A 22,433-nucleotide genomic window follows, 5' to 3' on the forward strand; every position below is an offset into this window, starting at 1 on the left:
CGTCGGCTGGCCATCATGGCGGCGAGCATGAGCGGGTGCTCGATGCCTTCTTCGCTGCTTTCCTGTCGCTGTCGCATCAGCGCGGCGATGAGGAGCGGGTGTTCGAAGACGTTCTTGCCCTCCTGCCGCCGGCTGGCGAGCGCGGCGAGCAGCAGCGGATGCTCCACCATGCTCTCACCCTGCCGCTTCCGGCGCGCCATCAACGCCGTCAGCAGCAAGGGGAGCATGCTCTGCTCTTCACCACCGCCGCCTCCGCACTCCTCCTCAGCCTGCGGTTGGGTTCGTTCAGCAGTACCTGCGGTCATGTGTGCCTCCCGTTTGCGGCCGCGCCGGGGCAGCTGCGGACCGGTCGCCGGCCCTTGCCCGGAATGTGTCCTGATCTCTCGGCCAGCCTCGGCCGCTGCAGGGTGCCCGTGCGTCACTCCGCCGACGTGATTCGCTGCAGCCGACAGTGCCGTCTGGTTCGCGACCTTCGTAGGTCAGCCGCCGTTGGTGGTCCACTCGGGCTCGGGCTCGGGCCGGGCCGCCGGGCCACGGCCGAACAGGACGAGGACGACGGTGCCGGCCACGGCGGTGCCGGTCACCGCGCCGGCGATGCCGGCCGCCGTGGAGTATGCGTCGGGGTGGCCCGCCGACCAGCCGTAGAACGTCGCGATGACGCCCGCGGCGGCGGTGACTGCCAGGGCCGCCTGCGCGGGCCACAGCCACGGCCGTGGTCGTGGGTCGCCGGCGACGGTGGCGATCCACCACACGAGGCCGGCGAGGCCGACGCCCATGCCGATCAGGGTGAACCCGATATCCAGGAACGAGCCCACCAGCTGGGCGAGCGCGGCGATGATCGCGCCGAGGACGGTGGTGCCCGCCGCGAAGCCGGCCAGCACCCGCCGCCGGGACAGGGCCGGCAGCAGGCCCAGGACGTACAGCGCGGACCCGATCGCCACGGCGAGGGCGTACTCGGCCCAGACGTGCTTGCCGGGGGCGGTGAGCGGCGCCGGCGGCTCGACCCCACCGGCGTACGGCAGGCCGATGCGCTGCCATGCCCCGTCCGGCTGCCGGATCGCGATGCCGTCGCGCCGGTTGGCGACGAACACGCGGTAGCCGCCGGCGGCGGGCAGGATCGCGATGTCCGCGGCGCTGAGGTGTTCGCGGGGCGACCGCAGGTCGCTGTCGCCCCGGGCGAGGAACGTGCGCCGCCCCTCCGTCACCTGCCACGACATCCGCCAGGTCCGCCCGGCGTCGGTGCTCTCCTCGACGGCGAGCCGGCCCGGCACGACCCGGTAGCACACGTCCGGCCGGTCCGGCACGCACGCGCTCGTGGCACGCGGCGGCAGGTCCGGTGTGACGGGCTCCTTGAGGGCGGTCCAGGTGGTGCCGTCCACGGTCGCCGCGGCGTCGGCGAGGTCGCCGGGGCCGTCGGGAAGGCCGTGGAAGGCGTTGTACCGCAGCACCCGCACCTGCCCGTCGACGACCACGACCCGGTCCACCGCCGAGTAGTACGGCGCGCTCGTCGCGGCGACGCCCAGCACCGCGAACGGCAGCACCACGGCGGCGCGGACACCGCGCGCGATCGATGCGGACACCACCGGCGTCAGCGTCCGGCCCCGGACCCACCAGGCGATCCCGAGCGCGGGCAGCGCGAGCAGGTCGGTGGGGTCGGCGAGGATCGTCGACGGGCGGATCACGCTCCACGCCGCCGACGCGACATCGGCACCGCCGGGCACCGCCTTGACCACGGCGAACGCCGCGCCCACCAGTACCGTCGAACCGGCCGCCGCCCATCGCGCCGGAAGGCGGGGGACCAGCAGGCAGCACACCGCCGCGACCAGCGCCGGGGCGAAGACCAGACCGGCGACGTCGCTCAGCTTGCCGGTCACCACGCCCGGCGCGGCCGCCTTGAGGAGGCGGTCGTTCACCAGCAGCACGAGCACCGCGACCGCGGACACGGGATGCGTCAGCCACGCCAGCGTCACCGAAACGTTCCTCATGGGCGATCAGACGCGATCCGCACGCCGTTCGTTCCCGCCAGGCGGAAGTTCCAAGCAGGCGCGCCGCGCTGCAGGGCACGCAGGTGATGCGAGACACGTCCGGGATCGGCCGATCGTTGCGACGGCGGGCCGAAACCGGTTGCCGCGCAACGGCCGGCTGCCGGCGCTGATCGGTCGAGGCGTTGTCAGCGACCGAGCCGCAGCTGGGTGCGGGGCAGGGAACTTTACAGGTCCGCGCGGGGCTACCTACCATGGCTGGACCGTGAGCGGAGGGACCAGGCATGCCGTCACCGGTCCCGTCTCGACCGCCGACCCTTGACGAGGTCGCCGAGCGTGCCCGGGTGTCCCGCACCGTCGCCTCCCGGGTGATCAACAACGGCCCCAACGTGAGCCGCGCCAAGCGGGACGCCGTCGAGAAGGCGATCCGGGAGCTCGGGTACACCCCCAACCGCAGCGCGCGGGCGCTGGCCACCCGGCAGACCGGTGTGGTCGTGCTGGCGGTCTGCGGCGACGGGCCCGAGGTGTTCGGTGACCCGTTCTTCGCGCAGGTCATCGTCGGCGCGTCCGCCGCGCTGGAGAAGACCGACCTGCACCTCATGCTCAGCCTGGCCACCAACGATCACGGCCAGCGGCGGCTGCGGCAATTCCTGCAGACCCGGGGCGCCGACGGCGTGATGCTGGTCGCGACGCGCGGCGCCGACCCCCTGATCGACATCGCCACGAAGTCGGGCCTGCCGACGGTGTTCATCGGCCTGCCGGTACACGGGACGCCGCCTTACTACGTCGACGTCGACAACGCCGGTGGTTCGCGGGCCGCGACCGAGCATCTCCTGTCTCGTGGCCGCCGCCGCATCGCGATGATCGCCGGTCCGGAGGACACCGCCGTGGGCCGGGAGCGTCTTCGCGGGTACACGGAGGCGTTGCTCCTGGCCGGCCTCGAGCCGTACGCGACCGCTCCCGGCGACTTCCTGGAGGCGAGCGGCGCCGAGGCCATGCGCGCGCTGCTGCGCTCACATCCGGACCTCGACGCCGTGGTCGCCGCCAACGACAACATGGCGGCCGGGGCCTTGCGGGTGCTGCGTGACGCCGGCCGAGCGGTCCCCGGCGACGTGGCCGTGGTGGGCTTCGACGACGTGCCCATCGCGCTGCACACCGACCCGACGCTCACCACCATGCACCAGCCGGTGCAGTCGCTGGGTCGCGAGGCCGCCCGCATGCTGGTCGAGCTGCTGGACGGCGCCCAGCCGACGTCGCTCATCCTGCCCGCGAAGCTGGTCGTGCGGGAGTCGGCCTGACCGCGGTTCAGTACCTGGTGTACTTCACCCACTCATAGGTGGCGGTCAGCGTCCTGCCCGGGTAGCGGAACGGTTGCAGCCAGCCGTCGACGCCGACACCGGGCCACAGGTTCATCATGATGCGCTGCGGGCGGGTGGGCAGTGCCCCGCGCGAGCCGTTCTCCTGGTGGACGAGCCTCCCGTCGACGAACCAGTTGATGGTGCCCCCGTTCCACCACTCGAAGGCGTAGTTGTGGTAGCCGGCCGAGGCGTCGAACCCGAGGTTGATGACGGTCTCGTGACCGCCGACGCCGCCGGTGAAGTAGTTGGTCTGCAGCTGGTTGGTGTTCTTGCCGAGGATCTCCACGTCGATCTCGTCCCACGGCTGCCCGTCGCTGGGCCCGGTGTAGGTGAAGAACGAGGTCACGGTGCCGGGGTTCTTGACGGCCTTCAGCCGCGCCTCGAAGCGCCCGTACGAGAACAGGTCGTTGCTGCGGTATTCGCCGGATGCGTAGGGCTTGCCGGAGCAACCGCTCGGGCAGGACGTGGTGTCCAGGTTGATGCCCATGACGCCGCCGTTGAACCAGACGTGGTCGGCGCGCCAGCCGGCGTTGAACATGCCGCCGTTGCTGTAGCCGTTGGCCTTGTGCCAGCGGCCGGTGTCGAACGCGTTCAGGTTGTCCACGAAGCTGGGTCCGATGGCGGCCTCCGCGTTGGGCACGCTCAGCCCGGCGGTGAGGCCGAGGGTGGCGAGGACCAACGCGGTCAATCGAGTCCTCAACATGTGACGTCTCCAGTCGACGAACGGGGATTTGGCGGGATCCCGGACGCGGGGCCGGCAGGCTATGGACACCGGAAGCGCTTCCAGTTGATCTGACCCGGCTGCGTCGATGACAGCGTGTGATCCAGCGGCGCTGTTGTCAAGGATCGAGCCCCGCCTCTTTACGCCACGGCCGCCCGCCGCTAGCTTGAAACTGGAAGCGCTACCAATTGCCGCTGTCTATCAACGGCGCGGCGAGAGGGCGCTCCCGACATCGACTGGGAGGCAACATGCGGATGCGAACACTGCTGTGCGCGGCGGCCGCCGCCGTCGCGTTGGTGGTGTCCGGCGCCGGCACCGCCGCGGCCGGGGCCGGCCGGGACACACCGGCGACGCGTTACCTGGGCATGTTCCGGGAGGAGGACCCCACCACGATCGCCGCCAACGTCAGAAGTCTCTACGGCGTCACCCCGGCCAGCGTGATGTGGTTCGACAGCTGGGGGAGTGGTCGCCCCTTCCCGGTGGCGGAGGCCAGGACGCTCTGGCGGCACGGCATCATGCCGCACTACACCTGGGAGCCCTGGGACACCGCCCTCGGCGCGAACGACCCCGCGCAGATCCACCTGCAGGACATCATCGACGGTTCGTGGGACGGCTACATCACGGCGCGCGCCAGGGAGTTCGCCGCCGTGCGCCTGCCGATCCTGGTCCGCTGGGGTCATGAGTTCAACGGCAACTGGTACCCGTGGGGCATCGCCAACAACAACGCCGACCCGGACCGGTACGTGCGGGCGTACCGCCACGTGCACGACCTCGTCGTGGCCGCCGGCGCGCGCAACGTGCAGTGGGTGTGGGCCTTCAACAACGGCTCGTCACCGGATGCGCCCTACAACGACCCGGCGGCCGCCTACCCCGGCGACGCGTACGTCGACTGGGTCGGCATCGACGGCTACAACTGGGGATTCGGCCCCTCGTGGGACCCGGCAGGCAACCACTGGACCACCTTCGACGAGACCTTCGCCGCCGCATACGCCAAGGCCCGCGCCGTCGCGCCGAACCGGCCGGTGACGATCGGCGAGTTCGCATCGACCGAGGACGGCGGCGACAAGGCGCAGTGGCTGCGGAACATGAACACGACGCTGCGCACGGGCGCGTACCCCGATCTCAAGCTGCTCACGTACTTCGATCTGACCAAGGAGGAGGCCTGGTCGCCGGGCTCGTCGCCGGCCGCGCTCGCCGCCTTCACGTCCTGGGTCCGGCAGCGGTACATGAACGGGCGGGGAGCGGAACTGGCCCGCATCGCCGCGCACTACCGAAGGTGACCTGATCGGGCGCGGACGAGGAAGGGGCTGACAAACCGGCGAACGCGAGCAAGAATCGCGTTCACCATGACTGCCATCCCGCCCTCATGAGCCTCCGACGGATCTGGGCAGCGCCGCAGGGCCGCGCCGCCGCGACCGTTGTCGCGCTGCTCGTCGCCGTCGTCGCGGCCGGCGCCGTGACGGACCCCTCGGGTCTGCTCGCACCGGTCGGCGGCCGGGGGCTGCCCCTCGCGGGCGCCGGCAGCACCTACCGCTGGGCACCCCTCGTGGTCGGGCTTCCGGTCCTCCTGGCCGGCGCGGCGGTGCCGGTCCTGCTCGTCGGCCGGCGGTCGGCGTCCCGGTGGGTGTTCGTCGCCGCCTGGGTCGCGACCGTCGGCGCGGGCGCCTGGGCGAGCGCCGCGAGTGGCTTCGTGTCGGCAGTTCCTGTACTGGGGCCGCACCTCTCCGCCGGTTCGGCGCTGCGGTACACGGTGAGCACGAGCGGCTTCGCGGCGTTGAAGTACATCGTCGTCGGCGCGGTGGTCGCCGCCTGCGCCGCGCTCGCCCACCGCGCCGGGCCGGCAGCCCACGCCCGGGCCGAGCCCCGGACGGCGCGGCCGGTCCTCGTGCCTGTGCTCGTGGTGTACGCCGTGGCCGCGCTCGCCGCAGTTGGGCCGGCGTCGCAGTGGTGGCGCGGCGGCCCGGTCGGGTACGCGTTCGCGGGGTTCCTCGTCGCCCCGACCGCCGCCAACGGCGTGCTCGGATTCCTCCTCGGCATGGCCGTGTTCCTCGCCGCCGTCGCGGCGGTCGTGCGGACCCTTACCCGCCGGCTGCCCGACGGCGGCCCGCTCGCCGGCGGCGTGATCGTGTGGCTGGCCTCGGTGGTCGCCGGCCTCGGCCTCGGTGTCGTCGGTGCGGCGGTCGCGCCGCTGTCCGGCCGCCTCTCCGGCGGCGGGCCGGACAACTGGTGGATCAGCACCGCGCTGATCGGCACCGCGACCGGGCTCAGTTACGGCGCGGCCGTCGGCCTGACCGCGGCGCTCCTCGTCGCGCTGCTGGCCGGGCTCGGCTCGCGGTGGCCGTCGGTCCTGCTGCCGCGTCCCCACCCGCGACCGCGGCTGGCGGCCCTCGTGGCGGTCGGGGCGCTGCTCCTCGCGCTCGCGCCGATCATCGGCGCACCGGCCCGGCCCGGACCGCCGTCCTCCGCCGCGGTCGCGGGGGCCGGCGGAATGCAACGGCTCCAGGTGCACCCGGCGCCCGGCCCTGCCGGGATGGCCACGATCGGCGATGTCACCGGCCGGCAGGTGATCCTGCGGGGCGTCAACGTGAACCAGCTGATCGACTACTATCTGCGCGATCCAGCTGTACCGGCGACCCAGCCACTGACCGACGGTGACTTCGCCCAGATGGCGGCGATGGGCTTCAACGTGATCCGCCTCGGCATGTCGTGGTCGCTGCTGGAGCCCGAACGGGGCAGGTTCGACGAGTCGTACCTCCGCGAGATCCAGGCGGCGGTCGCCGCGGCCAAGGCACACGGGATCTACACCGTGCTGGACATGCACCAGGACGCGTGGGGCAACGCCCTCGCGCGGCCGTCCGAGCGGTGCGGCGGCGCCACCACGCCGACCACCGGCTGGGACGGCGCGCCGGCTTGGGCGACGATCACCGACGGCACGGCGCACTGCCAGTTCCTGGCCCGGGACCTCGCGCCCGCGGTGGCGACGGCGTTCGGCAACCTGTACTCCGACCGGGACGGCATCCAGACCGAGCTCGTCCGCACCTGGGCGTTCGTCGCCCGCGCCTTCGCCGGCGAACCCGCCGTCGCCGGGTACGACCTGCTCAACGAGCCGGGCATCGGGCCCAACCCGCCGACCAGTTCGGGGCTGCTGCTGGGCCGGTTCTACGACGCCGCCATCACCGCGATCCGCGCGGCCGAGAACTCCGCCGGCGGGTTCGCCCACATCGCCTTCTTCCAGCCGAGCGTGCTGTGGTCCGGCCTCGGCTTCGACGTGACCCCACCGCCCGGGTTCACCGCGGACCGGCAACTGGTGTTCGCCCCGCACCCGTACAGCGAATCCATCAGCATGGACCAGAGTCTCGGCCTGACGATCGCGTCGATCGAGCGGAACCTCACCGTGTCGGCCCGCGCAGCCGCCGCCTACGGCGCCGCGCTGTGGCCCGGCGAATGGGGCTGGTTCGGCGATCCCGCAGCGGACGGTGCCAAGGTGCGGCGCTTCGCCGCAGCCCAGGACAGGCTCGGCATCGGCGGCGCGTTCTGGGTCTGGCGGCAGGGCTGCGGCTCGCCGGAGACCGGCGCCGACGCCGCCACGTCCGGCAACCTGGTCGCGGTCGACTGCCGTACGGGTGCGTCGACCCCACCACCGGCACCCTTCGCCGAACCCCTCGCCCGAGCCTACGCCCGGGTCCTCCCCGGGCGGCTGGAGTCACTGACGGCGGGCGCGCACGGCACCGACCTGCGGATCACCGCGACCGCCCCGCCCGACCCGGCGAACTGCCAGGTCGACATCTGGTTCCCCGGCGAATCCACGCCGCGCCTGCGCACCACGAACGTTCTCAACGCGTCGGCCGAGCAGGTGCCGGGCGGCTGGCGCATCACCGGCTGCGCCGGCGGCGCCTACTCCATCATGGCCGCCTGACCGGGTCCTCCACTACACCTCCGTCCCGGGCGGCGGCAGGTCGTCTGCGTCCGCCGCCGGAGGTGGCTCCCTCAGGAGGTCGATGCTGCGGGCCACGATCGCCGTCACCGGCGTGGCGAGCGCGAGCCCGGCGACGCCCGCCAGCGCGCCGCCGATCAGCGTGGCGAGGAGGACGACCGGTGGGCTCATCCGCAGCGTGGCACCGAAGGCGATCGGGCTGACGAGGTTCTGGAGCAGGCCGTTGGCGAGCACGACGACCAGGATCATCCACAGCGCGGCCGACTGCCCGCCGCTGCCGAGCGCGATCAGCACGGCGAACATCGCGGCGACCGCGGCGCCGAGGTAGGGCACGTACGCTCCGAGGAACGTGACGACCGCGATCGCGCCCACCAGCGGCACCCGCAGCAGCAGCGCGCCGATCGCGACCACGGCGGCGTTGAACGCGCCGATGAAGGTCAGCCCGCCGTAGTAGTGCCGGACGACCGCGGCGGCCCGGCCGAGCAGGCGCTGACCCAGGTGCCCGGGCAGCGGGAGCCGGCCGGCGGCCCGGGCGGTGATGGCGTGACCGTTCATGAGCAGGAAGAAGCAGACGAACAGCGCCACGAACAGGCCGAGCAGGACGTTGACACTGGCGCCGAGCAGGTTGCCCAGCGCCGGCAGCAGGCCGGCCACGAGGATGTCGCCCGACTGGTTGACGGATTGCCGGCCGGCCTCGGCCGCGTTGCCGTCGACTCCTGCCGAGTCGAGGATGCGGTGCAGCTGGCTGACGGCCGAGTCCAGGTTCTGGCTGATCTGTTCCCGCTGGCTCGCCACGCCCCACACGACCAGCGCGATCGCGCCGGCGCCCAGCGCGACCACGAGCAGGAGCGTGGCGGCCGCGCCGGCACTGCGGGGCACGCGATGCCGCGCGAGGCCGTCGACGATCGGCAGGAACGCGATGGCCAGGAACAGGGCGACCAGCAGCGAGATCACGATGGGCCGCAGGACGACGAGCAGGAGAATCGCTGCGACCACCAACAGCGCCACACCGACGAGTGACCAGGCCACGGAGCCCACCGTCCGCAGGCGGTGCGACAACCGCTGCGACGGCGTGCGACGGGGGCGGATCAACATCCGCGGCCCTGACGACGAACACATCCGGCGCGATGATCAGCAGCGAGCAGGCCAGGTCGCAGCCCAGGGAGCAGACCGGGGAGCAGGGAAGGAACATGCAGTTCGCGATCCACCGCCGCTCCCTGCGGTGCTCCCTGCTCCGCCATGCCCAGCACTCCTCCGGTGAGGGTGAGCTGGCGCCGTCAACAGGCCACGTCGCGCGTAGCCCGGCCGGCGCGCAGTTTCGTAGCACTAACGGTCACCGCTTCGCCGCCGGACCGCCTCGCTCGGAAGGAGGGACGATCTGCGTACCCGGCCGCCCCGCCGGACCACCCGCACCGGATGAGGGCGCTTCACACGACGCAATGTCAGGGCGATGCGGGGAATGGCCGGCTGTCGGGGTTGAAGAGCTGGTCGGCCGCTTCCGGGGTCATCGGGTGGGCGAGGTAGTCGCCGCGGGCGGTGTCGCAGCCGAGGTCGTTGAGGGCTTCGAGCTGGTCGCGCCGGTGGACGTTGGTGGCGGTGACGGTGCGGGCGAGGTCGTGGAACATCTCGACGAGCCAGGCGAGCGTCGTGATGCTCGACCTGTACGTCGGCAGGTAGACGTCGATGCCGTCGAGGAGGCGTGGGTCGAGGATGACGGTGCTGATCGGGGACTCGGCGAGGTGGGCGGGGCCGCCGGTGTTGTTGACGGCGATGCCGATCCCGGTGCGGGCCAGACCGTCGAGGGTGAAGGCGATGGCGTCGCTGGACTCCGACAGGGCGTCCTGGGTCACCGCGAGCTGCAGCCGGCCTGGTGGGAGGCCGCTGGCGTCGAGCGCATCGGTGACGGTGGTGACGATGTTCGGGTCGCGGAGGTGGGTGGTGGCGCAGTCGATGCTGAGTGTCGGCGGCTCCGGCGCGGACTGCCACGTCGCGGCTCGGGCGCAGGCCGCGTGCAGGAGGTGGGTGCTCAGCGGAGTCACGAGCCCGATGCGTTCGGCGAGGTCGAGGAACTCCCTGGCGGGCACGGGCCCGAGCCTGGGGTGATTCCAGCGTGGTAGCGCGTGCATGCCGGTGATGGTGTTGTCGCGGAGGCGGACGACCGGCTGGTAAGCGAGGGTGAAGTCGCCGCCCCGCACGGCCGCCGGCAGGGTGTGGGTGAGTTGGTGGCGGCGGATGTCGAGCGCTTCGCGGGCCGGCTCGAACAGCGACCATGATGTCGCCGGGGCGTCGCGCCGCGCCCAGGTCAGCGCCATCGCTGCCGCGCGGAGCAGGCCACCCGGGCTGTTCCCGCCGGCGGCGCGCTCGACGATGCCGGCCTTCGCGGTGATCGGCAGGTCGTGGCCGCCGACCCGGCACGGGTGCTGGACGAGCCGCAGTGCCGCGTCGGCGGCCTTGACGGCGTCGTCAGGTCCGGTGGTGTCCTCGGCGACGAGGGCGAAGGTGTCGGCTCCGAGGTGGGCGAGGTAGTGGTCCCGTTCAATGGCGAGACCGCGGAGCCGGCGTGCGATGTCCTGGAGGAGCCGGTCCGCGATGCCGGTGCCGAAGGTGTCGTTGATCGCGGCGAACCGCTGGAGGTTGAGCAGGCACACGCCGATGCGCGTGGCCGGCTTCCGGGCGATGACGGTGTCGAGGAATGCGGTGAGCGCCGCCCGGTTCGGCAGGCCGGTCAGCGGGTCGTGCAGCAACGCGTGCCGGACCTGTTGCTGCAACTGCTGCTGGTGGGATCGCCAGGCCTCACGTTCGTCCCGGCTGACCCCCTCCGCCGCGTCACGGACCCGGTTCTGCAGCGTGGTGGTGAAGCCGAGCGCCATCTGTTCGATGAGCACGGCAAGCCGGTCCTCGGATGCCTGCCCCGTGATCCGCAGGTCGGCGAGGAGCCGCTGGCGCAAGATGCGCATGCTCGCCGCCATGATCTGTGGATCGGACATGGCGTTGCGGACGAGGGCACCGCCGACCCAGTAGCCGGCGTGCGGGTCGGCGACAGGACCGGTCAACGCGCCGAGCAGCCGCCGGGTCAGGTCCTGGAGGATCTGCCGGCGGCGTGCCCGTCCACCAGCGACGAAGTTCGTCCGGGGCAGGCTCCGTTCCCAGGCCGCCGCGAACGCGGTGACCAGATCGTCAGCCGGCGGGCCGTTGCCGTGCCCGGGTTCCTGCGCCGGGCTGGCCCGGGGCTCGGGGTGGGATGCCGTCACCGCTCGCGCTGCCCGCGGCTCGGCAGCCGGCGAAGCTCATGGCCCAGCGCGTGCCGCGGCGACGCGGGCCGCCGGCGCTCGGCAGTGACCGGCGTGGTGCCGACGCGTGCGCTTGCCGTTGACCGCGACATGTGCGAACCCTTCTTCCATTCCGCGGCGGACTGGAAGGCGGCGGACGCCTCCGACACGCCATTGTCAACCTCGCGGGGCGTCGAGAGCCAGCGCGTCCATCGAACGGGTGAACGCTGCCCGGCCGTGCCAGCACCTTATCGGGTGGTCACCTTGCGGGCCACGCCGCCGACCGCTGAACGCTGTGCGGGGTCGTCGGCGTCCTCAGGGTCTGGGTGCCAGTCACTGATCGGCACCAGGCCGGGATCCAGCGCCTGCCAACCGGCGAACAGCTCCATGACCTGGGCCGGGGTACGTACGTGCAGGGACGTCGGGGTGCTCTGGTACAGCCGTCGCACATTCTCCTGCCCCGCCGCGTCGACGGCCGGGACCGCGTGCGAGAGCACGACGCAGCTGCCGGTCACGGTGGCGTCGGCGAACTGCCGCAGGATGCCGGCCGGGTCGTCGCTGTCGGCGATGAAGTGCAGGACCGCCACCATGAGCAGGCCGACCGGCTCGGAGAAGTCGATCAGCTCGGCCACCTCGGGATGAGCGAGGATGTCCTGGGGGCGGCGGAGATCACCCTGGACCGCGGTGGCATACCGGTTGCCGGCCAGGATCCGCCGGCCGTGCGCGACAGCCACCGGATCGATGTCGACATACACGACCCGTGCGTCCCTGTCGGCATGCTGGGCCACCTCGTGGACGTTGCCCAGCGTCGGGATACCCGAGCCGAGGTCCAGGAACTGTCGTATCCCGGTCCCGGCCAGCCATCGCACCGCCCGGCCCAGGAAGGCACGGTTGTCGTGCGCGAGCTGGGTCACGCCGGGCCACGCGCGTTCGGCGTCCTCAGCGAACCGGCGGTCGACCTCGAAGTTGTGGAATCCACCGAGCGCGTAGTCGTAGACCCGTGCTGCGTTCGGTGTGGTGATGTCAACCCCGTCAGGCACCCACTCCGGCAACATGACCAGCTTTCCTCTCCGAGCACGGCCAGGCGATCAGCCTTACGCCACCGTACAAGTCATCGCGTCACGACACATCAGCCGAAAGACGGCCCGCACCACGGCGCCGACCACCGTACGCGGTTCGCGAGGCGGCGGTGGGCTGTGCCGCTCAACGAGCGGTCGCTGGAGGCGTTCGAGGTGCTGACGGCCGGAGCGGGCCGGCTTCCTGGCCTGCTGTGCTCGTGGTTCTCACCCGGGCGGCTCAGCGGAGCAGGAGAGGTGCCACCACGATCGCGAGAAGGTCCAGCAGGAAGTGCATCACCATCGGTGCCACAAGACTGTGCCGCCAGACGTAGACGGCGGCGAGGGCCACGCCGGTCGCACCCACGGTCAGCAGTCCTGCGCTGCCCTCGTAGCCGTGCCCGATGGAGAAGATCACCGAGGACAGCAGCACTGCCCACCCACGGCTTCTCAGGACGCCCGCGATCCGCAGGATCAGATACCCGCGGAAGACCGTCTCCTCGGCGACGGCGACCACCGCGACCAGCGCCACGGCGAGGAGCAGCTGTCCGATACCGGGTGCGGGCACCAGGCCCGCACCGGACGGCCGTGGCCCGGACAGGCCCGCGCTGCGGAGGGCGGCGTCCAGCACCTGCGACCCGATCAGGACCGGCACCGTCAGGGCGACCCCCCAGGCGACCTCCCGCCAGACCTTGTGGCCGGTCCAGCCGATCGCCGCGACCGGTTGCCGGGCGCGAGCCAGCAGCAGCAGGACCAGCGCGACAAGACCCGCGTCGCGCGCGATCGTCGCCGCGGCCAGCAGGGGGAAGGGCAGAGTGGCCTGCCCGGCCGCGAAGAACGGCAGCACCAGCGGCGGCACGAGCAGCAGCAGGAACACGCCCAGCTCCGCCAGTTCCTGTCGGGGGGACAGGATTCCGGCGAAGGCCCGGTCGTCCATCGGTGCCTCACCTGCCTCGTGCCACCTCGTGTCCGAGGCCGTCGCACGGCTCGTCTCCATCAAGCCCTCTGACGGGCCGCCTCGTGGTTGAACGCGGGTTGTCCGCCATGCTCCGGACAGCCGGACACGAATCCCGGCAACGTCAACCGGACCGGGCGGACGCTTCGTGCGCTCTCACCTGGACCAAGACTGCCGATACCACCGGAGACCGGCGGCAAACCCGCTGACACAAGACACAGACATTCCGCCGGCGCCCAGTGGCGTTCCAGTGGCGTTTCAGTGGCGTTTGCCGCGGATTCCGCCCTGGTGTGCCGGGGTGCGGTGCGCGGCGAACCACCGAGCGGCGTGGTCCACCAGGGGGCGCTGCGGGACCAGGATGGCGGTTGCCTCCCCGACCTGCCCTGTGCGCTGAAGCCCGGTCTGTTCGGCGAAGTCCGCGCCAACCTGTTCAAAATCATGATCGTGGACGACCTTCTCGTCGTACTCGACCCACCGTCGCACGCCGTCGACGAGCAGCGGCGCGCCATTTCGCACCATCTCGGTCAGCGTGCCGCTGCGGTGCTCGGCCAGGTGCAGGATCGTGCTCTTGGCATGCCCCACGCCCAGCAGCAACGTCCTCGCGTCCAGGTCGTACAACGTTCTCAGCGGAGACCGTTCCCCGTTCGGAGAGTCCAGGTCGTGCACTGCGACGATTTCGGCTGCGCACGGTCCGACGGCGGCGAACGAACGATGGGGATGGGCACTGCGCAGCGCGCCGGGGATGGTGCGGAACAGCTCCGCCACCGCACCCATCGTCCTGGTCGGAGTGACGGCGGGATCGTAGGGCGGCAGATGGTCGCGCACGAGCTGCCAGACCTCGCGGGGCACGTCCGGCTCGTCAAGGTACGCCGGGTCGCACAGCTGCCAGGACTGCGCCGGCATCACCAGAGTCCCCGACTCGCCCAGGGCCTCGAGCAGGGCCTCGATCACCGCCTGCTCACCCCCTACCACCCTGCCGATCCGAGACAGCGAGACATGCGCGAGGACGACCGAACCCTCGTCCACCCCCAGCCTGCGCAGATTCTCGGCCAACCGCTCGACAGTTACGAAAGACACCTGCCAACCCTCCTCATCCGGGCCACTGGAACCGGCCGTCATGTCCAAAGCCGGCAACGAATCGGCCCCGGTCCTCGACAAGGCCGGGGCCGATTCCCTGCGCCGGCTGAAACATCGCCGGACGTGACCGGCACCCCGCCGGTCAGTATCGCCAGACGCGGAATGCCGGCCCGTCCCCGGGGAGTCCGGTCCACCCCTCGCGGTTGGGCATGAGACGCGGGCCGTCCCCGAAGATCGACTCAGCCTCGGTACGCAGCCGGATCCGGACCGGTTGGTGGGCGGCCCGGGCCGCCTGGACAAGTACGGTCTCGCCGGCGTGCTCGCGGGCGAAGACGGCTACGTCGTCACCGACATGGAGCCAGCGAAGGCCGCCGTGGCGCAGGCTCGTCTCGCGGGCTCGCAGGGCGCCGAGCGCACGGTAGGTGGCAAGGAGATCGGTGTCCCATGTGCTCGTGCGGTGCCAGGGCATCGGCCGTCGCCCGTCCTCACCGAAGTCGCCTCGCAGGCCGATCTCGTCTCCGGCGAAGATCATCGGGGTTCCCGGCAGCGTGTAGGCGAGTCCTGCGGCGACTTTGGTGAGGTCGGGACTGCCGCAGACGGTGCGGATCCGGGCGGTGTCGTGTGAGCTGAGCACCGACCAGCAGTGCGTGTAGGTCCGCCACGACATCTGGGCCGCGAACATGCGCATGGTCCGGACCGCGTCCTTGCCGCCGAGCCTGGGCACGTGTGTCGGAAGACCGAGGAACTCCAGACGCGTGTCCTCGCCGCGGAGCCAGGTCCATACCGGCCTGGTGAAGCCGGCGTAGTTCATCGTGGCGTGCCAGCCGCCGGTATCGAGATCGGCGGTGGCATCGTGCGCGTGTTCGGCGATCAGCAGCGCATCCGGTCGTTCGGTGGTCGCAGCCTGGAGAATCCGGGCGGCGACCTCGGTCGTGAGGTTGGCGTCGTGGTGCCGGCCGGTCATGTTGGCGACGTCGATGCGCCATCCGTCAAGGCCGGTGCGCAGCCAGCGGCGGATGATGGAGTCGGGCCGGGCCACCATGCGTTCGACGAGTTCCGGGTCGCTCCAGTTGAACTTCGGCAGCGAAGGGACGCCCATCCACGACTCATAGCCAGGCCGGCCGCCGGTGAACCAGAAGAACCCGCGTTCTGCGGAGGCCTCCTGTGACATTGCCGCGGTGAACCATGGATGGTCGTCGCCGCAGTGGTTGGTGGTCAGGTCGCCGACGATCCGCCAGCCGCGAGCATGCACCTCGTCGATGAGCGTTCGGTAGGCGGCGTCCCCGCCGAGCAGCGGATCGACGTGCTCGAACGTCGAGGCGTTGTAGCGATGGTTGGACCGCGCTGGGAAGACCGGGGTCAGCCAGAGCAGGTTGGCACCGAGTGATCCGATGTGGTCGAGCCGTTCCCGGACGCCATGGAGGTCCCCGCCGTAGAGCTGGCGGGCGGCGCCTTCGCCGTGTCCCTGCACGGGGTCGTCCCAGTCGGCGGCGAATGCCCAGCCGGGCGGTGCCGTGACGGCGTCCGAGCGGGCGAAACGGTCCGGGAAGATCTCGTATGCCACGGCGTCGGCCGCCCAGTTCGGCGGTGGCGGGTGGCCGACGAGCCGGAAGTCGGCGGTGTCGGGCACGTCGTGGGACCAGAGTCCGGCAGCGTTCAGCCATCGGTAGCCGGCCGACCCGGTCGCCAGGAACCGGTACTGCGTCACCGGGTTGTGCACCGTGATGTCGGCCCGCCACCAGATCTCGTCGTCGGTCTCGCGGTCAGCCACTGCCGCGGTGAAATGCGGCTCCCCGTCACGAACCGTGCGAACGAAGACACCCTCGCGCTGGGTGCGCGGCGTGCGGACGAAGACGGTCACGGCCTCACCCGGTTCCGGCGTGAGGGTGCTGACATGGTCGGCGGATCCGTCGTGGTGGAATCCGAGGTCAGGCGCGGTCATCCCTTCACCGATCCCGCAGTCAGGCCGTTGACGATGTAGCGCTGCAGAAACTGGAAGACGACGATCGTCGGGACCGCGGTGAGCAGTGTTCCGACTGCGAACATGCCGAAGCTGGAGTTTCGCTCGCCGGCGATCAGCCCGTAGAGGCCGACAGCGAGGGTGCGCTGACTGTCGCCGGTCAGGAACACGCTGGCGATGAGGAACTCGTTGATCGTGGCGATGAAGACCAGCAGGCCCGCGATCGCGAGGATCGGCCGGGAGAGCGGAAGGATGACCAGCCGGAACGCCTGCGTCGGGGTGCACCCGTCCAACAGCATCGACTCGTCGAGTTCCCGTGGGATGGAATCGAAGAAACTCTTGATGAGCCAGGTGTTCACGCCGACCTGGCCGCCGACGTACAGCATCACCACACCCCAGATGCTGTTGAGTCCGAAGGCGGGCCAGTAGTCGGTCAGGGCGCTGAAGATGACGTAGAGGGGCACCAGAGCCAGGAACTGCGGAAAGGCTTGGATCACCAGGAGCGAGACGAGGCCGGCGCGTCGCCCGCGGAACCGGAATCGGCTGAACGCGTATGCGGAGACGGCCGAGACGGCGACCGCGATGAAGCCAGTGAGCACGGACACCAGGATGGAGTTGGTGTACCAGGTGCCGAACGCCGTCGTGGTGAACAGCCGCCGCGCGTTGCCGAGCCCGGCGCCGTTCGGTATCAGCGTCGTGGAACTCAGCGTGCCCAGGGGGTTGAGGGCCGCAGACAGAACGAAGACGACGGGGAGGATCGCGAAGGCGGCTACGGCTGTTGCGGTCAGGTGTCGTACGAGAAGTCCACGTCTCACAGGTCCACCTCCTTGAATGCGCGGGTGCGGCGGAAGCTGAAGATGGAGAGCACCGTCACGATGAGATAGACGTAGATCGACATCGCTGCGGCCAGTCCGTACTGGGCGCCCTGCTGGCCGAAGGCCAGTCGATACGTGTAGGTGATCAGGAGGTCGGTGGCGCCGACGGTAGGGTCGTCGGCCGGGAACGGGCCGCCGGAGGTCACGAGGAAGACTCCGTTGAAGTTGTTGAAGTTGAAGGCGAACGACGACACCAGCAGCGGCGCGAGCGCGAGAAGCAGCAGCGGCAGGGTGACGTGGCGGAATCTCTGCCAGAAGTTCGCGCCGTCCACCTGGGCCGCTTCGGGCAGTTCAGAGGGGATCGCCTGCAGTGCTCCGGTCGCCACGAGGAACATGTACGGGAATCCGAGCCAAAGCTGCACCAGCAGGACCGAGAGCCGCGCCGTCAAGGGCGTTCCCAGCCAGTCTATGTGTGTGCCGAACAGCCAGTTGATCAGGCCGAAGTCGGTGTTGAACATGTCCCGCCAGACCAGCAGCATGCCGAACGCCGGCATCGCATACGGCAGGACGATGATGGTGCGGTACAGACCTACCCTGCGCATCGCTCGGTCGTGCAGCACGACGGCGGTGACGATGCCCAGCGCCGCGGTCAACGTCACGACGCCGACGGCGTACGTCATGTTCCAGGCGAGCACTCCGAGGAATCCGTTACGGATGCGGGAGTCGGTGACCGGCGCGATCAGGTTGCCCGCGCCGACGCCGACTTTCCAGCCTTGTGGCAGCGTCGTGCCGTCGTCTGCCACGAACCGGCCGTGTTCCGGATCCGCGTGGTAGGTCTTGTCCGTGGCGTGGACGCAGTCGCATGCGCCGTCATACTTCTGGGTGGCCACGCCTCGGTACGCCTGGCTGAGCCCTTGGCTGCGGATCGCGCCACCGGAGACCGGCACCGCAAGTCCGGTGATGTCGCTCGTACGTGCGGCTGCCTCACCGACGGTGAGAACGCGGTAGCCGTCGGCGGCCGCGATCCGCCCGTCCGGGTCGAGCGTGACCTCGCCGGCCGCGAGCGGATGCAGCCCTGCCGTGTCGCCTGCGAACGCGGCCCGGCTGGTGGGATCGGCGAGCAGGAATGCGATGCCGCCGTCCCGTACGGCGACGGTGAGATGGTACGTCGCCGATCCGGGCTCACGGCGCACCGAGGACGTCTCGATGGCCGTGATCGCATCCTGCTTGGAGCCGAGGTGCCCGTCTCCGACATTGGTCAGCGCCAGCGCCATGGTGTAGACGACGGGGAACACCTGGAACGCGAGGATCAGCAGTGTGGTGGGCAACAGGTACTTGGCGGCAAGTCGCCGCGGCGACAGATAGATGACGAGCGCGGCTGACGTGACAACCGTGACGACCGCGAGGCCGGCCCAGTTGCGCGCGGCGAGCAGCGGGCTCGCTGCCCAGAGCCCGACGCCGGCCAGGAAACCGGCGACGAGAATGCGCAGGACGGTGGCGGACAGCGAATCCGGCCAGCGGCGGTGTCGTGGCGGGGGCGCGGAGGCACCCCGTGGGGGAGGAGCGAGCTCCTCCCCCGCAAGGCTGTGCTCGGTCATGACTTGAGCTGCTCCGCGATGGCCTTGCCCGCCGCCTGAACCGCCGGCTCCACCGGCTCGCCCTTGACGACAGCGTGGATCAGGGTGTTGAAGGGGCCCCAGACCGCGATCATCTGCGGGATCGCCGGCAGCGGGACACCGTTCTGTGCCGCCGCGAGGAACTTCGCCACGTCGGGGTCCTTGGCGCTGGCCGCCTCGATGGCCGACTTCAGCGCCGGCGTACGCGGTTCGGCGTCGAACAGCGCCTTGGCCACCTCCGCCGAGGCGAGAGTGTTGGTCACGAACTCCTGCGCCAGAGCCTTGTTCTTCCCCTTGCTCGCGACGAAGAACGACTGAACGCCGACGAAGGACTGGGCCGCACCTGCCCCGGCGAAGCCGGGCATCGGGCTGATGTCATACGGGATGCCCGACTTGCGCACGTCGGCGAGGCGCCACGGCCCAGCGACGAGAAACGCTGTCTTGCCCCCTGCGAACGCGGCCGTGGTGTTGTCCGAGGTGAAGGAGCGCTTCAGAGCTCCCTTGCCCTTCTCGCCGAATTCGCTGATCTTCTGAAACGCCTTGACGGACGCGGGCGTTCCCGGCCCGAGGTCCTTGGGGTCGGGATCGCCGTTGCCGTCAGCGCCGAACAGGTAGCCGCCGGCCGAGGTGTACAGCGGATACATGTGGTACGTGTCGCCCGACTGGCCGTCCTGCTGGCTGACCGGGTATCCGACGATCTCGTCGACCTTGCCCTTGGCCTTCAGATCGGCGCCGATCGCCGTGAGCTCGTCGAACGTCTTCGGAGCCGCCGGCACCAGCGAGGTGTTACGGAACAGCACCAAGCTCTCCACGGCGTACGGAACACCGTAGACCTGACCCTTGTAGGTGACGGCCTTGCGCGCCACGTCGACATAGCCGGCCATCTGCTCGGGGTTGAGCTGGATGGGGTCGATCAGACCGTTCTGCACGAGATTGCCGATCCAGTCGTGGGCGCCGACCATCACGTCAGGGCCCTGGCCGGCCTGCGCCGCGGTGGTGAACGCCTGCTGCTGGTTCTGGGGGATTCCTACGACTTCGGCCTTCACCCCGTTCTTGGCCGCCCACTGCTGCGCAAACGGCTTGAGCGTGTCGGCGCGCTTCGTGTCGGCCCAGATGATCAGGGTCGCACCCCCGGGTGCTGGTGTCTGTTCTGTACCGGAATCACTGCTGGTGCACGCGGTCAACGACATGCCGATGGCAAGTACAGCGGCAACCATTGCGAGGCGGTTACGCACGGGTGTCTCCATCCCGGGACGGGGTGTGTGGGGCGCCGGGGTGACGCCGCCTGGGGAAGCTAGCCCCGCTGCAACATGTTGCGAAAGATCTTCCAGCGAATTGCTATCTTGTTTCAGATACTTGAAATCTGTTTCAGACATGCCCAGAATCTCGGCATGACGGCGAAGCTCGACAAGGTCGCACGCCAGGCAGGCGTCAGCAAGGCAACGGTCTCGCGGGTGCTCAACGAACAGCCGGGCGTCAGCCCGGGCACGCGGCGAGCGGTGCTGACCGCGCTCGCCGTCCTCGGCTACGACCGGCCGGCCAACCTACGTCCGCGCAGCAGCGGTCTGGTCGGGCTGATCGTGGCCGAGCTGACGAACCCGATCTTTCCGGCATTCGCGCAGGTCATCGAGATGACCCTGGCCAGGCATGGCTACACGGCCGTGCTGTGCACGCAGACACCCGAAGGCGCCGGCGAGGACGAGTACGTGGGTATGCTGCTGGACCGCAGCGTGTCCGGCATCATCTTCGTCTCAGGACTGCATGCCGATACCACCATCGACCGCGAACGCTATGTCAACCTCGCGCGTCAGCGGGTGCCGATCGTCTTCGTCAACGGCCACCTGCCCGAGCTGCCGGTCACGACGTTGTCCTGCGACGATGTCGTCGCCGGCCAGTTGGCCACGCGGCATCTCGTCGAGCTCGGCCACACACGCATCGGCTTCGTGAGCGGACCGGTCCGGTACTCCACCGTCCAACGGCGCCTGGCCGGATACCGGTCAACCTTGCTGGAGATGACCGGCGCGTTTCATACGGACATGGTGGAACTCGCCCCGTTCGACGTCGAAGGCGGCCACACCGCGGCCACCGCCCTGCTCGCGCGTGGCGCCACCGCATTCGTCTGCGGCAGCGACATGATGGCCCTCGGCGCCATCCGGGCCATCCGCCGTCAAGGTCTCCGAGTGCCAGAGGACGTGTCCGTCATCGGCGCCGACGGCTCACCTCTGATGTCGTTCACGGAACCGCCGCTCACCACCATCCGTCAGCCGGTGCATGCCATGGGCATCGCCGCCGTCCGCACCATCATCGACGAGATCAGGGGGCGCCCAGGTAAGAAGACCGAGTACCTGTTCGCACCCGAGCTCGTTGTCCGCTTGTCCACACGCCGACAGTCCGCCGCCTCCGCGCTGCCACAGACCTGAACGGCCCCGCCACAGACACCAGACCCCTCGCAGCCGCCGGCAGTACCTTCCGCGGAGGTGGCAGCGTGCGGTCGAAACCGCGCTGCAGGATCCGGTCGAGGCTGCCGGGCCGTGCCGGGAACGTACGGGTCGGCACCGCCGGGCCGGTGAGGGTGAGGGAGCCGTACGCCCCGAGCGCGGTCATGAGCTCGTCGGCCTCCAGGCGCCACCCCTGCCGGTCCGGCAGCGACAGGTCGCCGGCGGGTGTCCGGCCGCTTCCGCTCGTGGCGCCCCGGTGCGCAGCTCAGGGGTGTCGAGGTTCCCGCCGCGCTGGTCCGGGACGATCGTCGACCGCGCCTCGCCACCGGCCGGGGCGATGCCGACGGTGCCGAGCATCGGGTCGAGCGGCAGGTCCACTGTGTACTCCGAGCGGCGGGCGCGGTAGCGCACCACACCGGCCGGAGGAGCCCGGCGGGGTCGGGGACGAGCAGCGCCGCGACCCACGTCTGCGCGATGAACAGCAACCCGGCCACGCCCAGCGCCGCGGCCATCGCCCGGCCGATCTGGCCCGCGCCACCGGTGTTCTCCTCGGCCAGCATCGAGATGCCGTCGAAGCCGAGGAACGACAGCACCGCGATGGACACCGCACCGAACACCAGCGACCAGGTGAACGTGTGGCTGTTGAACAGCGGCTCCCAGGAGAACCCGCGGCCTTGATCGTTGATGAGCGCCCACACGCCGACGGCCAGGAAGACCGCCAGGACGACCAGGGCGCCGACCAGCATGATCCGGGTGATCAGCGCGGTCATCCGGATGCCGCGCAGGTTCACCACGGTGTTGAACGCCACGAACCCGAGCAGCCACGCCCACACCGGGACCGCCGGGACGGTGGCGTGCATCGCGACCGCCGCGATCAGGTACAGCAGGCTCGGGACGAGCAGGTAGTCCAGCAGGACCGCCCACCCGGCCAGGAACCCGACCCACACGGCGATCCCGCGCCCGCGTAGTTGTAGACGCTGCCGGCGAGGGGGAACGCCTTCACCATCTGCGCGTACGAGGCGGCGGTGAACACCATCGCCACCATCCCGACCAGATACGTCAACGCGACCATGCCACCGGAGCCGCTGTACACCGACCCGAAGATCCCCACGCTCGGCGTTCCCGGTGGCGGCGTCTCGTCCCAGGTCGGCAGGCACTGAAGAGGGCTGGCCCTGTAGCAGGGCCAGCCCTCTCGTCACTTCAGGTGGTGCTTAGCCGGTGAACGTGGCGGTGATCTGGGTGAACTGCCAGTT

Annotated in this window: 16 protein-coding genes and 2 pseudogenes; 4 read left to right on the top strand and 14 right to left on the bottom strand. The window is 70.5% G+C overall.

Annotation, left to right across the window (positions count from 1 at the left end):
* Positions 1 to 305: hypothetical protein (locus tag ACFY3L_RS20605; protein WP_389326014.1), on the bottom strand; the 305-nt coding region annotated here is incomplete at its 3' end.
* Between the two features lie 174 nt (positions 306 to 479).
* Positions 480 to 1,985: a hypothetical protein gene (locus ACFY3L_RS20610; RefSeq protein WP_389326017.1), complete on the bottom strand. Its 1,506-nt coding sequence runs from the start codon at positions 1,983 to 1,985 to the stop codon at positions 480 to 482.
* Between the two features lie 281 nt (positions 1,986 to 2,266).
* On the opposite strand from ACFY3L_RS20610, the gene ACFY3L_RS20615 reads away from it, so the two are divergent.
* The gene (locus tag ACFY3L_RS20615; RefSeq protein ID WP_389326020.1) at positions 2,267 to 3,280 is read left to right on the top strand and encodes a LacI family DNA-binding transcriptional regulator; all 1,014 of its coding nucleotides are present in this window, start codon (positions 2,267 to 2,269) and stop codon (positions 3,278 to 3,280) included.
* A gap of 7 nt (positions 3,281 to 3,287) precedes the next feature.
* On the opposite strand, the gene ACFY3L_RS20620 is transcribed toward ACFY3L_RS20615, so the two are convergent.
* A complete protein-coding gene (locus ACFY3L_RS20620) occupies positions 3,288 to 4,028 on the bottom strand; it encodes a glycoside hydrolase family 16 protein (protein WP_389326023.1) in 741 nt (246 codons plus the stop codon).
* Positions 4,029 to 4,309: 281 nt separating this feature from the next.
* On the opposite strand from ACFY3L_RS20620, the gene ACFY3L_RS20625 reads away from it, so the two are divergent.
* Together ACFY3L_RS20625 and ACFY3L_RS20630 are read left to right on the top strand one after the other, a co-directional pair.
* Positions 4,310 to 5,341 (top strand): glycoside hydrolase family 26 protein, encoded by a 1,032-nt coding sequence (locus tag ACFY3L_RS20625; RefSeq protein WP_389326026.1) that lies wholly within the window; start codon positions 4,310 to 4,312, stop codon positions 5,339 to 5,341.
* A gap of 86 nt (positions 5,342 to 5,427) precedes the next feature.
* The gene (locus tag ACFY3L_RS20630; RefSeq protein ID WP_389326029.1) at positions 5,428 to 7,977 is read left to right on the top strand and encodes a cellulase family glycosylhydrolase; all 2,550 of its coding nucleotides are present in this window, start codon (positions 5,428 to 5,430) and stop codon (positions 7,975 to 7,977) included.
* 12 nt (positions 7,978 to 7,989) lie between these two features.
* On the opposite strand, the gene ACFY3L_RS20635 is transcribed toward ACFY3L_RS20630, so the two are convergent.
* The 9 genes from ACFY3L_RS20635 to ACFY3L_RS20675 form a co-directional block, all read right to left on the bottom strand.
* Positions 7,990 to 9,024, bottom strand: a complete 1,035-nt coding sequence (locus tag ACFY3L_RS20635) for an AI-2E family transporter (RefSeq protein WP_389326031.1) — start codon at positions 9,022 to 9,024, stop codon at positions 7,990 to 7,992.
* A gap of 413 nt (positions 9,025 to 9,437) precedes the next feature.
* The gene (locus tag ACFY3L_RS20640) at positions 9,438 to 11,246 is read right to left on the bottom strand and encodes an EAL domain-containing protein (RefSeq protein ID WP_389326034.1); all 1,809 of its coding nucleotides are present in this window, start codon (positions 11,244 to 11,246) and stop codon (positions 9,438 to 9,440) included.
* Positions 11,247 to 11,512: 266 nt separating this feature from the next.
* Complete coding sequence (locus ACFY3L_RS20645) at positions 11,513 to 12,304, bottom strand: SAM-dependent methyltransferase (RefSeq protein WP_389326037.1); 792 nt, start codon at positions 12,302 to 12,304, stop codon at positions 11,513 to 11,515.
* A gap of 256 nt (positions 12,305 to 12,560) precedes the next feature.
* Positions 12,561 to 13,256, bottom strand: coding sequence for a CPBP family intramembrane glutamic endopeptidase (locus ACFY3L_RS20650; protein ID WP_389326040.1), 696 nt, complete (start codon positions 13,254 to 13,256; stop codon positions 12,561 to 12,563).
* A gap of 276 nt (positions 13,257 to 13,532) precedes the next feature.
* A complete protein-coding gene (locus ACFY3L_RS20655; protein ID WP_389326043.1) occupies positions 13,533 to 14,351 on the bottom strand; it encodes an aminoglycoside N(3)-acetyltransferase in 819 nt (272 codons plus the stop codon).
* Positions 14,352 to 14,493: 142 nt separating this feature from the next.
* The gene (locus ACFY3L_RS20660; protein ID WP_389326046.1) at positions 14,494 to 16,293 is read right to left on the bottom strand and encodes a glycoside hydrolase family 13 protein; all 1,800 of its coding nucleotides are present in this window, start codon (positions 16,291 to 16,293) and stop codon (positions 14,494 to 14,496) included.
* Positions 16,290 to 17,126: a sugar ABC transporter permease gene (locus ACFY3L_RS20665; protein ID WP_389326049.1), complete on the bottom strand. Its 837-nt coding sequence runs from the start codon at positions 17,124 to 17,126 to the stop codon at positions 16,290 to 16,292. Before ACFY3L_RS20665 ends, ACFY3L_RS20660 begins: the two co-directional genes overlap by 4 nt.
* A complete protein-coding gene (locus tag ACFY3L_RS20670) occupies positions 17,123 to 18,724 on the bottom strand; it encodes an ABC transporter permease subunit (protein WP_389326052.1) in 1,602 nt (533 codons plus the stop codon). Before ACFY3L_RS20670 ends, ACFY3L_RS20665 begins: the two co-directional genes overlap by 4 nt.
* Positions 18,721 to 19,977, bottom strand: coding sequence for an extracellular solute-binding protein (locus ACFY3L_RS20675; protein WP_389326055.1), 1,257 nt, complete (start codon positions 19,975 to 19,977; stop codon positions 18,721 to 18,723). Before ACFY3L_RS20675 ends, ACFY3L_RS20670 begins: the two co-directional genes overlap by 4 nt.
* 156 nt (positions 19,978 to 20,133) lie before the next feature.
* Here ACFY3L_RS20675 and ACFY3L_RS20680 point away from each other — a divergent pair, with 156 nt between their 5' ends.
* The gene (locus tag ACFY3L_RS20680) at positions 20,134 to 21,162 is read left to right on the top strand and encodes a LacI family DNA-binding transcriptional regulator (protein WP_389326058.1); all 1,029 of its coding nucleotides are present in this window, start codon (positions 20,134 to 20,136) and stop codon (positions 21,160 to 21,162) included.
* A 270-nt stretch (positions 21,163 to 21,432) separates the two neighbouring features.
* Here ACFY3L_RS20680 and ACFY3L_RS20685 read toward each other — a convergent pair.
* Both ACFY3L_RS20685 and ACFY3L_RS20690 read right to left on the bottom strand, forming a co-directional pair.
* A pseudogene (locus tag ACFY3L_RS20685) lies at positions 21,433 to 21,600 on the bottom strand (acetamidase); the annotation flags it as partial.
* Positions 21,601 to 21,602: 2 nt separating this feature from the next.
* Positions 21,603 to 22,291 (bottom strand): annotated as a pseudogene (locus tag ACFY3L_RS20690) (APC family permease); the annotation flags it as partial.
* Positions 22,292 to 22,433: the final 142 nt, after the last annotated feature.

This window comes from Dactylosporangium sp. NPDC000521 (genome assembly GCF_042898305.1).
In the GTDB taxonomy this organism is placed as follows: domain Bacteria; phylum Actinomycetota; class Actinomycetes; order Mycobacteriales; family Micromonosporaceae; genus Dactylosporangium.